Source organism: Streptomyces sp. GL_141 (assembly GCF_057834385.1).
The window spans coordinates 901,480-915,441 of sequence record NZ_CM174402.1; the positions used below are offsets into that span (position 1 = coordinate 901,480).

The window sequence follows — 13,962 nt, forward strand, 5'->3', positions numbered from 1 at the left end:
CCTCGCCGTTCGGGGTTCCTCCGGGGGGCGTTCGAGGTTCGTTCGACTGCGGAAACGCGGACGCGTTCGCCGAACGGTTGTGGCAACCGTTCGGCGAACGCCCTGCCGTGGCCGAGGGGTGTTGCCGGATGTCATCCGTCCCCAGTTCGGATGGCATCCGTCCCCTCTCAGGGGGGCAGCAGCAGGTGACACGTGCGCATGACCGGTTGGGTGGACCGTGTCAGGCGCGGACTACCACCAGACGCCGGCGCGGAGCTTGCTCCAGGTGTTGGTGCCGACCTGACCGTCGACCGAGATGCCGGCGTGGCTCTGCACGCTCTTCACGGCGTTGTAGGTGGCCGAACCGAACTGGCCGTCTTCGTCCAGCCACGTCGGGTAGCTGGTGTTCTGGTTGATCAGGCACTGCACCTGCTTGATGCGCTTCACCGCGTCCGCGCCGGTCTGCCCCGTCTTGGTGAGCGTGGTGCCGCTGTAGTAGTTGCAGGTGTGCGTGGCGCTCTGCTCCGAGGGGACCGGGGCCGCGCTGGCGACGCCGCCGAGGGCGAGTCCGCTTCCGAGGACGACCGTGGCCACCGTCACCGTGATCTGCTTGCGAAGGTTCATCTGCTGTGCCTCCCTTGTCGACCACCGGGCATCCGGCCCGGTGTTGGCAGCGACTCTCCTGCGCCAACATCGACGGCGTCCAGCAAGCCCGCAGACGGGGGTCATCGTGGGATGTCCCACGCTCTGACCTGCTGGGACATGGTGCTCCGGGACACTTTCGTGGGACGCCGGGACGAGAGGGGATCGGGCCAAAGCCTCCAGGGCACTGGCCAATCCGCGGGTGGCGGCCCGATGCTGTGCCCTGGATCGAGGGGGGAAGCCACAGTGGCTCGTTGGAAGGAACTGCCTGCCGGCCTGGACGGCCGGGAGCGTCGACTGTTGGCCGAGTTGCGGCGGCTGAAGGACCACAGCGGTCTGAGCCTGGCCGCCCTCGCCGCGAAGACCGGCTACAGCCGCTCTTCATGGGAGCGGTATCTCAACGGGAAGCAGTCCGTGCCCCGCGAGGCCGTCGAGGAACTGGCCCAGCTCTGCGGGGCGGACCCGACGCGGCTGGTGGTCCTGCACGATGTCGCCGTACAGGCCCGGCAGCATGCCCCGGCAACGGCAACGGCAACGGCCGCGACCGCGACCGCTGCAACGGACGGTGCGGTGCCACGGCCCGGGACCTCGGCCGGGCCGGGGGTGCGCGCCGTCCCGTTGCGCACCTTCCTCGCCGGGATCACGGCCGCCGTGGTCGTGGCTTTCGGCGCCGGGCTCCTGACCGGCGGTGCCTGGGCCGATGATGGGGCGGGTGGCGCGGATGCCGGTACGTCCGGCTACCGGCGCGGTGTCGCCTACGCCTGTGAGATCAGCCGGGAACAAGGTGCGTTGCACGCCGGGCACAGCACCAGCCGCGAGATCCTGCTCGACACGAACAGCACGGGCTTCGACGTCGTCGAGGTCCAGTGCCTGCTGCGTGAGCACGGCTTCGACCCGAAGAGCACGGACGGGCTGTACGGCCGGGACACCAAGGACGCCGCGATCCGGTTCCAGACGGCGCGCGCACTGGTCGCCGACGGGATCGTCGGTCCGAAGACCTGGGCGGAGCTGCGCAAGTGACCCTGCCGCCGGAGTGCGGCCACCTGGCCGCCGAGCTCAGGCGGCTTCGCCACCGGACCGGCCTGAGCCTCGCGGACCTCGGACGGCGCACCCCCTTCAGCAAATCCTCCTGGGAGCGCTATCTCAACGGCAAGCAGCCGCCGCCCCGGCAAGCGGTCGAGGCCATGTGCGCTCTCGCGCGCCAGCATCCCGGCGAATCGCTCGCGCTGTGGGAACTCGCGGACACCGCATGGAGCGGCCGGGCCGTTCTCGCATCCCGGACCGGCTCGACGGGGGTGATCGGGGCGATCGGGGCGACCGCATACCCCGCCGGACCCCTCACTGGACCCCTCACCGGGCCCGGCGGCCGGCTCCGACGGATGGTCCTGGCGGCCTCCGTGCTCGGCGGCGTCACCCTCATCGTGACCGCGAGCCTCCTCCTGCCCCGCGGGACCGGACCGCGGCACTCCGACGGCGCCGGGCCGACGGAGAAGCCGATACGCAATCCCGGCTGCTCGGCAGCGAGTTGCGCGGGCAAGGACCCGGTGCGCATGGGGTGCGGGGGCGCGGGCATGGTCACCAACCTCCGCACGGACACGGGGCCCGGCGCCCGTCAGCTCGAACTGCGGTACGGGGCCTTGTGCCAGGCCGTGTGGGTGCGCACCTCGGGTCTCCAACCCGGGGACCACGTCGAGCTGTTCGTCCCCGGTGTCCCGGAGCCGCAGGAACTGTGGGTGGGCGAGGCGGATCTCGGTCAGTACGCGGCGACTCCGATGGCCCCGCTGACCCAGGGGACCGCCGGCACCCGCTCGTGCCTGACGCCGGGCAACCCGGCCGACGGGGCCCGGGTCTGCTTCGGCTGAGCCACCCGGCACCGCCACCGGGCCCTGCCGGGCACCGACAGGGCCCGGCCGGGCCGGAAGACCGTGAAGGGGCGGTTGTGGATCAGTCCGGGGCGCCCGCCCGTCACCCCAGCAGGGCGTAGACCGTGGAGGCCTTCGCGGCCGGTTCGTCGGCGCCCTCGGGCGTCATGGTGATGTCGGCGAAGGCCATCCGCTTGCCGAGTTTGGTGACACGTACGTCGATCAGCACGTCGGCGCCGACCACCGGCCGCTGGAAGCTGGTGGACTGCTGGACGGTGGTCATCGGACCGTAGGCCCCGCGCGCGGCGGAGATCGCGATCACGGTGGCGGTGTCCGCGGCGGCCATCAGGGCCTGGCCGCTGAGGCCCCCGCCGTCCCGGGCGAGGGTGTCGGACCAGGGCAGCCGCAGTACGGCGTGCCGGTCGCCCGTCTCCTGGACGGTGAGCCCGAGGGCCAGCACCCAGGGGGCGAAGTTGTCGTGGAGGATCTTGTCCGCTTCGGCCGGTGTCAGCATCGTCACCGGGTGATTGTGGCGGCCCGGCCGCTGCCGCCACAACTCCCCGTGCGCCGACCGGTCCTCAGAGGGTGGCGGCCAGTTCCGTGCCCTGGCGGATGGCCCGCTTGGCGTCCAGTTCGGCGGCCACGTCGGCGCCGCCGATCAGGTGCGCCTCGACGCCGGCCGCGCGCAGGGCCTCGTAGAGGTCGCGGCGCGGTTCCTGGCCGGTGCACAGGACCACCGTGTCGGCGGGTACGAGGCGCTGCTCGCCCTCCACCGTGATGTGCAGGCCCTCGCCGTCGATCCGGTCGTACGCGGCCCCCGCGACGGAGACGACGCCGCGGTGCTTGAGCTCCGCCCGGTGGATCCACCCGGTGGTGGTGCCGAGCCCGGAGCCGACCTTGGTGGTCTTGCGCTGGAGCAGGTGGACCTGGCGCGGCGGGGCGGGGCGCTCGGGGGCGGTGAGGCCGCCGGGGCCGGTGTAGGCGGTGTCCACGCCCCAGTGGCGGAAGTAGACCTCGGGGTCCTGGGAGGCGCCTTCGCCGCTGTCGGTGAGGAACTCGGCGACGTCGAAGCCGATTCCGCCGGCGCCGAGGACGGCGACGCGCTGCCCGACGGGGACGCCGTCGCGCAGGACGTCGAGGTAGCTGACGACGTTGGGGCCGTCGACGCCCTCGATGTCGGGGGTGCGGGGGGTGACGCCGGTGGCGACGACGACCTCGTCGTAGCCGCGCAGGGTCTCGACGTCGGCGCGGGTGTTCAGCTTGACCTCGACCGCGTGCTCGGCGAGTTGGGTGCCGTAGTAGCGGATGGTCTCCTCGAACTCCTCCTTGCCGGGGATGCGGCGGGCGATGTCGAGCTGGCCGCCGATGTGGCCGGAGGCTTCGTAGAGGGTGACGGCGTGGCCGCGGCCGGCCGCGGAGACGGCGCAGGCCAGGCCGGCCGGGCCGGCTCCGACGACGGCGACGCGCTTCTTCAACTGCGTGGGAGACAGGATGAGTTCCGTCTCGTTGCAGGCGCGCGGGTTGACCAGGCAGGTGGTGAGCTTGCCGCTGAAGGTGTGGTCCAGGCAGGCCTGGTTGCAGCCGATGCAGGTGTTGATCGTCTCGGAGCGGCCGGCCGCGGCCTTGGCGACGAAGTCGGCGTCGGCGAGGAAGGGGCGGGCCAGGGACACCAGGTCGGCGCGGCCGTCCGCGAGCAACTCCTCGGCGATCTCCGGGGTGTTGATGCGGTTGCTGGTGACGAGGGGGACGGAGACCGCGCCCATCAGCCGCTTGGTGACCCAGGTGTAGGCGCCGCGCGGGACGGAGGTGGCGATGGTGGGGATGCGGGCCTCGTGCCAGCCGATGCCGGTGTTGATGATGGTGGCGCCGGCCGCCTCGACCTCCTTGGCGAGGTGGACGACCTCGTCGAGGGTGGAGCCGCCGGGGATCAGGTCGAGCATCGAGAGGCGGTAGACGAGGATGAACTCCTCGCCGACGGCCGCGCGGGTGCGCCGGACGATCTCCAGCGGGAAGCGCACGCGGTTCTCGTAGGCGCCGCCCCAGCGGTCGGTGCGCTTGTTGGTGGCGGCGGCGATGAACTCGTTGACCAGGTAGCCCTCGGAGCCCATGATCTCGACGCCGTCGTAACCGGCCAGCTTGGCGAGGCGGGCGGCGCGCACGAAGTCCTCGATGGTGCGCTCGACTTCGGCGTCGGTGAGCGCGTTCGGGACGAAGGGGCTGATGGGGGCCTGGAGGGCGCTGGGGGCGACCAGGTCCTTGTGGTAGGCGTAGCGGCCGAAGTGGAGGATCTGCATCGCGATCTTCCCGCCCTCGGCGTGCACCGCGTCGGTGATCACCCGGTGCTCGGCGGCCTCCTCCTCGGTGGTGAGGCGGGCACCCCCCTCGAAGGGGCGGCCGGCGTCGTTCGGGGCTATGCCGCCGGTGACGATCAGGCCGGCGCCGCCGCGGGCGCGCTCGGCGTAGAAGGCGGCGAGGCGTTCGAAGCCCCGCTCGTGCTCTTCGAGGCCGGTGTGCATGGAACCCATGATCACGCGGTTCGGCAGGGTGGTGAAGCCGAGGTCCAGGGGGCTCAGCAGGTGCGGGTACCGGCTCTGGGAACTCATGGAGGCGCCTCCTCGCGCGGGGGTGATGAGCCTGTTCTAGCTGAGCGGGCGCTTATTATGCAACTAGGTGCACAACCGAGTGTGGAACCCGGCGGCCCGGAGATCCGTGGATTCCCGGGACCAAGGGCCCTCACCGGCGGGACCTGTGGCGCAGTTCACGGCCCGGGTGATCGCAAAGGATGGGGGGATGCCCGCATCCCCCGCCCCCGAGGGCCGTGAGACCCGCGTGCGCCGCGGCGCCCCCGCACTCCGTGCCGCCCTGGCCGCCGCCGCGACGACGGTGCTGCTCGCCGGCTGCGGCGTCACCGAGTCCGACAGCGACCGGACCGGCCGCAAGGCCGCGGCGGGCGCCGCCGGCACGGCCGCTTCCCGGCCGCCCGCCGCGCCCGAGCCCGCGCCCTCCGCCGACCCCGACCCGACCCGCTCCCCCGCACCCGAGGCCCGGCTCCTGCGGAACCCGGCCCGCCAGGTGCGCCCGGCGATCGCCCCCGCCCACGGCACGACGGTCGGCATCGGCCAGCCCGTCTCACTGGTCTTCAAGGGCCAGAAGGTGGACCCGGAGCTCCGGGCCGGCATCGAGGGCCGGGTCGCGATCAAGACCTCCACCGGGGTCGTCGGCGCCTGGCACTGGGCGGAGGCCAAGGGGGACACCTACCTCCACTTCCGGCCGCGGGAGTACTGGCCGGCGGGCACCGAGGTGACCCTCGACGCCCGGCTCGCGGGAGTGCGGCTGGACGCCCGCACCGCTGCCGCCGGGGACCGGAAGTTGTCCTTCCGGGTGGGCCCCGCGATGGTCAGCAAGGTGGACCTCGCCGCGCACACGCTCACGCTGGTCAAGGACGGCACACCCCTGCGGACCATCCCGGTCAGCGGCGGCGAGGAGCGCTTCAAGACCCGTGAGGGCGTCAAGACGATCCTCAGCAAAGACGGCACGGTACTGATGGACTCCCGGACGATCGGCATCCCGCGCACCGGTCCGGACGGGTTCTACGGCCGGTACGAGTGGAGCATGCGCGAGACCGTCAGCGGCGAGTACGTCCACGCGGCGCCCGACAACGCGGAATCCTTCGGCAGGGCCAACGTCAGCCACGGCTGCATCGGCATGTCGGTGGCCGACGCGAAGTGGCTGTACGAACGCTCCGGCGTCGGCGACGTCATCGAGGTGACGGGCACGACCGGCAAGCCCATGGACCGCTTCGGCAACGGCTACGGCGACTGGAACCTGAGCTGGGACGAGTGGCTGCGGGGCAGCGCACTGGGCGCCTTCAAAGCCTGACCGTCCTTCCTGGACGCCCTCGGCCTGGACCGAGTGGACCTGGTGGGGCATTCGACGGGGGGCGTCGTCGCGTACCTGGCGGCAGCCGCGCGGCCGCACCGGTTCGGCCGCCTCGTCCCGGAGGACGCGCCCGCACCGCTCCCCCGCGAGGCCGCGGCACCCGTTCGCCCCGGGAGTTCACCGCGGCGGTCTCCGCCTTCCTCGCGGAATGATCCCGGCGGGCCCGTACCGGCGGCCGGGGACTCGCTCAAGCGGCCGACTGCAGGGCCGAGAGGCGGCGCACGAGGACCACGGCGGCCACCGCCGCCGCGGCGTAGACCAGGTCCGAGGCGACGCCGAGCAGGGCGGCCTCGCGCGCGGCGTCATCGCTCAGGACCCTGCCGGCGGACCAGTTCGCGACGCCGGACGCCAGCAGCGCCGCTCCGAACGTTCCGGCCCAGGCGAACACGGGGGCGGGTGAGGCCGGCGCGGCCTTGCCGGGCAGCCTCGACGCGCTGGCCTCCCACACCTTCAGGGCGATCAGGCAGGGCAGAACGGTCCAGCCGACGACCGGGACGAACCAGACTCCGATCGCCCAGCCGGCACCGCCACGGATGGCTCCGCGCGCGTACACGCCGGCGTTCACCCGGACCCGGTGGAACCAGACGATGAAGACCACCGCCGTGGAGATCATCGCCATCAAGACCAGGCTCATCGCGATGGAGAGCAGCGTCCCCGAGTGCCCCGGCCCCACGGGCTCGGTGTACTCGTCCAGCCGGAAGTACCGGTTGATCCCGGCGGCCACGGCGAGCAGGCGGGTCAGGGCGCACAGGCCGAGCAGCACGGTCAGTGCCGTGGCCAGTCCCTTCGGCGAGCGGAGCAGCGAGCGCGCCGGAGGCGCGCCGAGCGGAGACAGCCTTGCCGAACCAGAACCGGCGGACATGACGAGGGACCCCCCCACGGGTGCGTTGACATGCGAAAACCCGCCTGCCGGGGCGGGAAGGCAGAACATACGGCACCGATGGACCCGCGCCGCAGGGCGCCCCGGCACGGGGGCGCCCTGCGGTGGTGGTGTCAGGCCCGGTGGAGGCGGACCGTGACGATCTGGAACGGGCGCAGGGTGAGGGGGATCGTGCCGTCCGGGGTGGGGGCCGAGACCGCCGTGCCCTCCAGGGGGCGTTCCAGGAGGTCGCTCTCGATCGCCGCCGACCAGGGGAAGCCCGCCGCCAGGGTGGCCCGCGCGCGGCCGCCCCGGGATTCGTAGAGGCGGACGATCACGTCGCCGCTGCGGTCCTCGGCGAGTTTCACCGACTCGACGACCACCGCGTCCGTGTCGACCACGACGAGCGGGGCGACCGGGCCCGCACCCCGGAGCACGCGCTCCGGCAGGTTCAGGGCGTGGCCCTCGCGGACCGCGTCGCCGACGGCCGCGCCGGGCGCCAGCGAGAAGCGCAGGGTGTGCTCGCCCTGGTCGGTCTCGGGGTCGGGGTAGCGCGGGGCCCGCAGGAGGGAGAGGCGGACGGTGGTGGTCTGGCCGCCGTCGGGCCGCATGTCGCGGGTCACGTCGTGGCCGTACGTGGAGTCGTTGAGGACCGCGACCCCCCAGCCCGGCTCCTCCGCGTGGATCCAGCGGTGCGCGCAGATCTCGAACTTCGCGGCCTCCCAGGAGGTGTTGGTATGGGTGGCCCGGTAGACGTGCCCGAACTGCGTCTCGGAGGCGGAGCGTTCGGCCTTGACGTCCAGCGGGAAGGCGGCCTTGAGGAACTTCTCCGTCTCGTGCCAGTCCACGTCCGTGACGATGTCCACCGTCTTGGCCCCGGCCCGGAGGGTCACCGACTGGACCACGCGGGACAGGCCGAAGGAGCGGCTCACCCGTACGGTGGCCGAGGACGGTCCGGCCTCCGCGATCTCCAGCGCGTCCACGTCCACCAGGTCGGTGACCTTGTTGCGGTAGAACTCGTCGATGTCCCACGCGTCCCACATGTTCGGGAAGTCGGGGTGGATCTGGAGCAGGTTCGCGGCGGCCCCCGGCGCGACCGATTCCCGCCCGGCCTCCAGGTCGTACGCGGACACGATCAGGCCGCGGCCGTCGATCTCCACGAGGAGCCGTCCGTTGGCGAGGACGTGGCCGCCGCCGTGGCGCTCCTCCACCGTGACGGGCTGCCCGGCGGCCGCCGGCAGGCCCGCCCCGCCGGCCGGGACGCCGCGCCGGGCGTGTGGGGCGCAGTTGAAGACGAGCTCCTCCTCGCCTTCTCCGGCGAGGGCCGTCTGCGCGGCCACGGTGATGGCCGTCAGCTCCTCGCGCACCGTCGCGTAGGTCTCGCGGGCCTCGCGGTGCACCCAGGCGATGGAGGAGCCGGGGAGGATGTCGTGGAACTGGTGGAGCAGCACGGTCTTCCAGATCCGCTCCAGGTCCTCGTACGGGTACGCGTACCCGGGGACCTTCACCGCGGCCGTGGACGCCCACAACTCGGCCTCGCGCAGCAGTGATTCGCTGTGCCGGTTGCCCTGCTTGGTCTTGGCCTGCGAGGTGTAGGTGCCGCGGTGCAGTTCCAGGTAGAGCTCTCCGGCCCAGACGGGCGCGTCCTCGTACTCGGCGTGCGCCTTCTCGAAGAACGCGTCGGGGCGCTCGATCTCCACGCGCGGGGAACCTTCGAGGTCCCGCTGCCGCTTGGCGCGGCCGAGCTGCTCGCGGGTCGGTCCGCCGCCGCCGTCCCCCCAGCCGAAGGGGGCCAGCGAACGCGAACCGCGGCCCTTCTCCTGGTAGTTGCGGGCGGCGTGCGCCAGCTGGGCGCCGCCCAGGTCGGAGTTGTAGGTGTCGACGGGCGGGAAGTGCGTGAAGACGCGGGTGCCGTCGATGCCCTCCCACCAGAAGGTGTGGTGGGGGAACTTGTTGACCTGCGACCAGGAGATCTTCTGCGTGAGGAACCACTTCGAGCCGGAGAGCTTGACGATCTGCGGCATGGCGGCGGTGTAGCCGAAGGAGTCGGGCAGCCAGACGTTGTTCGTCTCGATGCCGAACTCGTCCATGAAGAACTTCTTGCCGTACAGGAACTGGCGGGCCATGGCCTCGCCGCCGACCATGTTGGTGTCGGACTCGACCCACATGCCGCCGACCGGCACGAACTGCCCGTCGGCGATCTTCTTCTTGACCCGCTCGAAGAGCTCGGGCCGGTAGGTCTTGATCCAGTCGAGCTGCTGCGCCTGGGACATGGCGAAGACGAACTCGGGGTGTTCCTCCATCAGGCCCAGCATGTTGGAGGTGGTCCGCGAGACCTTGCGCACGGTCTCGCGCAGCGGCCACAGCCACGCGGAGTCGATGTGGGCGTGCCCGATCGCGCTGATCCGGTGCGCGGAGGCGCTCGCGGGGGCGGCCAGGACGACGACGAGCCGGGCGCGGGCGGCGGCCGCGGTGCCGGGGACGTCGCCGAGGTCCACCGCGTCGAGGGCGGAATCGATGGCGCGCAGGATCTCGTACCGCCGCGCATCGCGCTCGTCGAGCTGCGTCATGAGGTCGTAGAGGACTTCGAGGTCCTGTACGAGTTCCCAGACCTCGGTCTCGAAGACGGCGAGGTCCATCCGGGCGAGGCGGTAGAGGGGCTGGTCGCCGCTGGTCCGCTTGTCGCCCTCGTAGGTGACGGCGTGGTCGACGAGGATCGGGTTGGAGGCGCCTTCGACGTACCACTCGATGCGCTCGCCGCCGTCCGCGCGGTCGGCGACGCGCACCCAGTCGTTGTACGGGTTGAGCGCCTTGACCTCCCCGCCGTCGGCGCGGTGGACCAGGCCCTCGCACTGGAAGCCGGGCATCATCCGGTCGAAGCCGAGGTCGAGTACGGCTTCCACCGTACGGCCGGCCCAGTCGGCGGGGACGGTGCCGGTGACCTTGAACCAGGTGGTGCCCCAGGCCGGGCCCCACAGGTCGCCGATGGCGCAGGGTGCGTAGGAGGCCGCCAGGCCCTCGGCCACGGGGACGGGTTCGCCGGGGGCCTCCCAGCGCTCCACGGTCAGCGGGACCGGGCGGGAGTGGACGGCGGGCTTGATGCGCTCCTTGAGGACACGGCGGAGGCGGTGTTCGGTGATGCTGCGGTCGTCGTGCATGACGGCTGCTCCAGGGTGGGGGTGGACTGCGATCCTGCGGTGGGGGCGGGCCTGCGGCCGGGCCCGGTCAGGTCTTGATGGCTCCCTCGCCGACGCCCTTGAAGAAGAAGCGCTGGAGGGCGAAGAAGAGCAGCATCATCGGGATCAGCGCGGCCATCGCACCGGCGGCGATGATCCGCTGGTCGCTGACGGTGGTGGCGCCGGCCAGGGTCTTCAGGCCGAGCTGGAGGGTGTAGTTGTCGCTGTTGGTCAGCACGAGCAGGGGCCAGAGGAAGTCGTCCCAGGCGCCCATGAAGCTGGTGATGCAGACGACGGCCAGGGCTCCCTTGGCGGCGGGGAGGAAGACCCGGGTGAAGCGGGTCCACTCGTTCGCGCCGTCCAGGACGGCGGCCTCCTCCACCTCCTTGGGGACGGAGAGGAAGGCCGAGCGCATGATCATGATGTTGAGGACGGAGACCGCGCCGGGGAGCCAGACACCGATGAGGGTGTCGACCAGGCCCATCTCGCGGACCGTGAGGAACATCGAGATCATCACGGACTCGAAGGGGAACATCAGCGTCGCCACCAGCACGGTGAAGACGATCTTGCGGCCCTTCCAGGCGGCCCGGGAGAGGGCGTAGCCGCCCATGGCCGCGAACAGCATGTTCGAGGTGATGGCGAGGACCGCCACCGTCAGGGTGTTGCCGACGTACTGGAACAGCGGGAACGACTCGGCGACCCGGAAGTAGTTGTCGAGGGTGGGCTGCGAGGGCAGCACCCCGTCGTACACGTTCTCGGTACGGCCGCGGATCGAGGTCAGGAACTGCCAGACGATCGGTCCGAGCATGATCACGAGCATCAGGAGGAGCGTGGCGTACCGGCCGGCGAGGCCGATCCAGTACCGCCGCGCGTCGGCTCCGACGCGCTTGCCCGCCTTGTTGCCGAGGGAAGCGAGGGTGCTCAACTTTCGTCTCCCTTCGAGAGACGGCGGCCCAGGAGGCTGAAGACCAGCGTCAGGAGGAACAAGAGGATGGAGATGGCGGCCGCGTAGCCGGTCTCGCCGGAGAAGCCGAGGCCGACCTGCCGGATGAGGAAGGGCAGGGTACGGGCGCCGCCGCCGGGACCGCCGCTCTCGCCGCCGAGGATGTAGATCTCGGTGAAGACGCGGAGCGCGGAGATCGCGGAGAGGGTGCCGACCAGCAGCATCATCGGCTTCACCTGGGGGACGGTGATGCTGAAGAAGCGGCGGACGGGGCCCGCGCCGTCGAGCGCGGCGGCCTCGTAGAGCGAGGTGGAGACGTTTCCGAGGGCCGCGAGGTAGAAGACCATGTAGTAGCCGAGGCCCTTCCACACGGTCACGATCATCGCGGAGACCAGCAGCATGGTGCTGTCGGTCAGGAACGGGATCGGTTCGGAGATGATGCTCAGCTTCTGGAACAGCGTGTTGACGAGGCCGTCGCTGCGCAGCACCCACTGCCAGATGAGGCCGACGACCACGGCCGAGGCGATCACCGGGGTGTAGAACGCCGAGCGGAAGAAGCCGATGCCGGGGACCTTCGTCTGTACGAGGACCGCGAGCGCCAGCGGCAGGAACACCAGACACGGGACGACGACCACGAGGTACAGCACGCTGTTGCCGGTGGCGACCCAGAAGTCGGGGTCGGCGAAGGCGCGGGTGTAGTTGTCGAAGCCGACGAACCCGCCGCCGCGCAGGATCTGCGCGTCGGTGAAGGAGAGGATCACGGTGTTGACGAACGGCCAGAGGCTGAACATCGTCACCATGATCAGGCCCGGGGCGAGGAAGAGGTACGGGGTCCACCACGTGCGGTGGCGCAGCCCGGTCTCGGCTTCCATGGCCTTCTTGGCCTGCTTCGCCTTCTTGGCCGTGGCCCTGCTCCGCGGGACCTTGCCACCGGGGTCCGTTGCGGCTTCGCCTTGGGGGTCCGCCGCCGCCGGGCCTCCGGTCTGCGACCGGGCCTGGACCTCGTCGAGGGTGGGGGCGGGGTCGGGCGCGTCCCGCGGCGGGCCTGCCTTTTCCCGCAGTTCCGGGCCTGAGGATGGACTCATGGCGTCTCCCTCTCCTTTCTCCGCTGCCGCCGTCACTGCTGGGCCGACTTGGCGAGCAGCTTGTTCGCCTCCTCCTGTGCCTTCTTCACCGCCGTCTTGGCGTCCTGCTCGCCCTTGATGGCCTTCTGCATCTCGCGCACGACCACGTCGCCGACCTGGTTGGTCCACTGGACGGGGGTGTTGGCGTCGAGTCCGGCGGTCTTCAGCTGTTCGGCGCCGACGGCGCGGGCCAGCGTCTCCGCGTCCTTGCCGTCGCCCTTGTCGGCGAAGAAGGGGTCGGCGAGGCCGGTGGCGTTGGAGGGGTAGATGGTGGCGTGCTTCGAGAACTCCACCTGGTTGGGGCCGTTGGTCAGCCACTTGGCGAACTCGGTCGCCGCGTCCATGTGCTTGGTGTCCTTCTTGATGCCGAGCGACTGGGCGTAGATGCCGATGTGGCCGAGCTGCCCGGTGACGGCGTTCGCGACCTGCGTGTTCGCGTAGATCTGCGGGGCGTTCTGCTTGATGTCCTTGACGAAGCCCGGGGAGCCGGGGCCGAAGACGATCTTGCCGCCGCCGTAGAGCTGGTTGATGTCGTCCTGCTTGAGCAGGGACTCCTTGGGCATGGCGCCCTTGGCGTACAGGTCCTTCATCCGCTCGACCCACGCGACGGCCTTGTCGGTGTCGAAGGTGAACCGGTCCTGCTTCTCGTTCAGGATCGGGACGCCCATCTTCTGCCAGTCCCCGGGCAGCCGGCCCTTGGGGTCGGCCATGAAGGCGGAGTACTTGCCCTCGGACGTGGCGGCGATCTGCTCGGCGTAGTCGAAGAACTGCTCGACGCTGGTCGGCGGCTCGGCCGGGTCGAGACCGGCCTTCTCGAAGAGGTCCTTGTTGTACGTGAGGATCTCCGGGGTCACGTACCAGGGGTACGCGAACACGCTGTCGCCCTTGCCGGGCAGCTTGAACTGCTCCCAGGCGCCGGGGACGTAGTCCTTGGCCACCTCGGGGTCGAGCTTGGCGACGTCCGCCAGCATGCCGCGGTCGCCGAGGAGCTGGAAGGAGTCGGTCGAGAGGTTGACGACGTCGGGGAGGGCCCCGGCCTGGGCGTCGGCGACGATCTTCTCGTTGTAGCCGTCGCCCGGCACGTCCTCCCATTTGACCTTCGCGTCGGGGTACTGCTTCTCGAACGCGTCGATGACCCCCTGGACGTACGACGTGAACATGGGCTTCAGCTGGAGCGTGCGGAACGTGATCTGACCGGCCACCTTGCCGGTCTTCTCCCCCTCCTTCACGTCCCCGGCGCCACCGCTCATTCCACACGCGGAGGTCGCGAAGAAAGTGCCGGCCACGAGCGTGGTGATGGTTATACGGGTCACGTTCTTACGGGTCATCGTCGCCGCCTTCAGGGGGAGTTCCGGCCTCGTCGCCGGATCACTGGGCCCAAACTCACCCGAAATCAAGATTCCGTCAATATGACCAAAGTCCCGAGGGGCAGGTACCC

Annotated in this window: 11 protein-coding genes; 3 read left to right on the forward strand and 8 right to left on the reverse strand. The window is 71.0% G+C overall.

Translation table 11 applies throughout. The annotated features are described in order from the left end of the window. Positions 1 to 231: 231 nt before the first annotated feature. Positions 232 to 603 carry a peptidoglycan-binding domain-containing protein gene (locus AC3IX6_RS03915; protein WP_489368816.1) on the reverse strand — a complete coding sequence of 124 codons (372 nt, stop codon included), beginning with the start codon at positions 601 to 603 and terminating at the stop codon, positions 232 to 234. 264 nt (positions 604 to 867) lie between these two features. Here AC3IX6_RS03915 and AC3IX6_RS03920 point away from each other — a divergent pair, with 264 nt between their 5' ends. Both AC3IX6_RS03920 and AC3IX6_RS03925 read left to right on the forward strand, forming a co-directional pair. Next, positions 868 to 1,641 (forward strand): helix-turn-helix domain-containing protein, encoded by a 774-nt coding sequence (locus AC3IX6_RS03920; protein ID WP_489368817.1) that lies wholly within the window; start codon positions 868 to 870, stop codon positions 1,639 to 1,641. Continuing rightward, entirely contained in the window at positions 1,638 to 2,483 is an 846-nt protein-coding gene (locus tag AC3IX6_RS03925) for a helix-turn-helix domain-containing protein (RefSeq protein ID WP_489368818.1), read from the forward strand. Before AC3IX6_RS03920 ends, AC3IX6_RS03925 begins: the two co-directional genes overlap by 4 nt. A gap of 103 nt (positions 2,484 to 2,586) precedes the next feature. On the opposite strand, the gene AC3IX6_RS03930 is transcribed toward AC3IX6_RS03925, so the two are convergent. Both AC3IX6_RS03930 and AC3IX6_RS03935 read right to left on the reverse strand, forming a co-directional pair. Continuing rightward, positions 2,587 to 2,997, reverse strand: a complete 411-nt coding sequence (locus AC3IX6_RS03930) for a PaaI family thioesterase (protein ID WP_489371722.1) — start codon at positions 2,995 to 2,997, stop codon at positions 2,587 to 2,589. 64 nt (positions 2,998 to 3,061) lie between these two features. Next, positions 3,062 to 5,086, reverse strand: coding sequence for an NADPH-dependent 2,4-dienoyl-CoA reductase (locus tag AC3IX6_RS03935; protein WP_489368819.1), 2,025 nt, complete (start codon positions 5,084 to 5,086; stop codon positions 3,062 to 3,064). Positions 5,087 to 5,273: 187 nt separating this feature from the next. Between AC3IX6_RS03935 and AC3IX6_RS03940 the strand changes: the two genes are divergently transcribed. Beyond that, positions 5,274 to 6,362: a L,D-transpeptidase gene (locus AC3IX6_RS03940; RefSeq protein WP_489368820.1), complete on the forward strand. Its 1,089-nt coding sequence runs from the start codon at positions 5,274 to 5,276 to the stop codon at positions 6,360 to 6,362. Positions 6,363 to 6,609: 247 nt separating this feature from the next. On the opposite strand, the gene AC3IX6_RS03945 is transcribed toward AC3IX6_RS03940, so the two are convergent. From AC3IX6_RS03945 to AC3IX6_RS03965, 5 genes are all read right to left on the reverse strand, one after another. Continuing rightward, positions 6,610 to 7,284: a DUF4328 domain-containing protein gene (locus tag AC3IX6_RS03945; RefSeq protein ID WP_489368821.1), complete on the reverse strand. Its 675-nt coding sequence runs from the start codon at positions 7,282 to 7,284 to the stop codon at positions 6,610 to 6,612. 131 nt (positions 7,285 to 7,415) lie between these two features. Next, a complete protein-coding gene (locus AC3IX6_RS03950; protein WP_489368822.1) occupies positions 7,416 to 10,439 on the reverse strand; it encodes an alpha-mannosidase in 3,024 nt (1,007 codons plus the stop codon). Positions 10,440 to 10,506: 67 nt separating this feature from the next. Next, positions 10,507 to 11,382, reverse strand: a complete 876-nt coding sequence (locus AC3IX6_RS03955) for a carbohydrate ABC transporter permease (protein WP_489368823.1) — start codon at positions 11,380 to 11,382, stop codon at positions 10,507 to 10,509. Further along, positions 11,379 to 12,485, reverse strand: coding sequence for a carbohydrate ABC transporter permease (locus tag AC3IX6_RS03960; protein WP_489368825.1), 1,107 nt, complete (start codon positions 12,483 to 12,485; stop codon positions 11,379 to 11,381). Before AC3IX6_RS03960 ends, AC3IX6_RS03955 begins: the two co-directional genes overlap by 4 nt. Before the next feature lie 32 nt (positions 12,486 to 12,517). Continuing rightward, positions 12,518 to 13,852: an ABC transporter substrate-binding protein gene (locus AC3IX6_RS03965; protein WP_489368827.1), complete on the reverse strand. Its 1,335-nt coding sequence runs from the start codon at positions 13,850 to 13,852 to the stop codon at positions 12,518 to 12,520. Between the last annotated feature and the right edge of the window lie 110 nt (positions 13,853 to 13,962).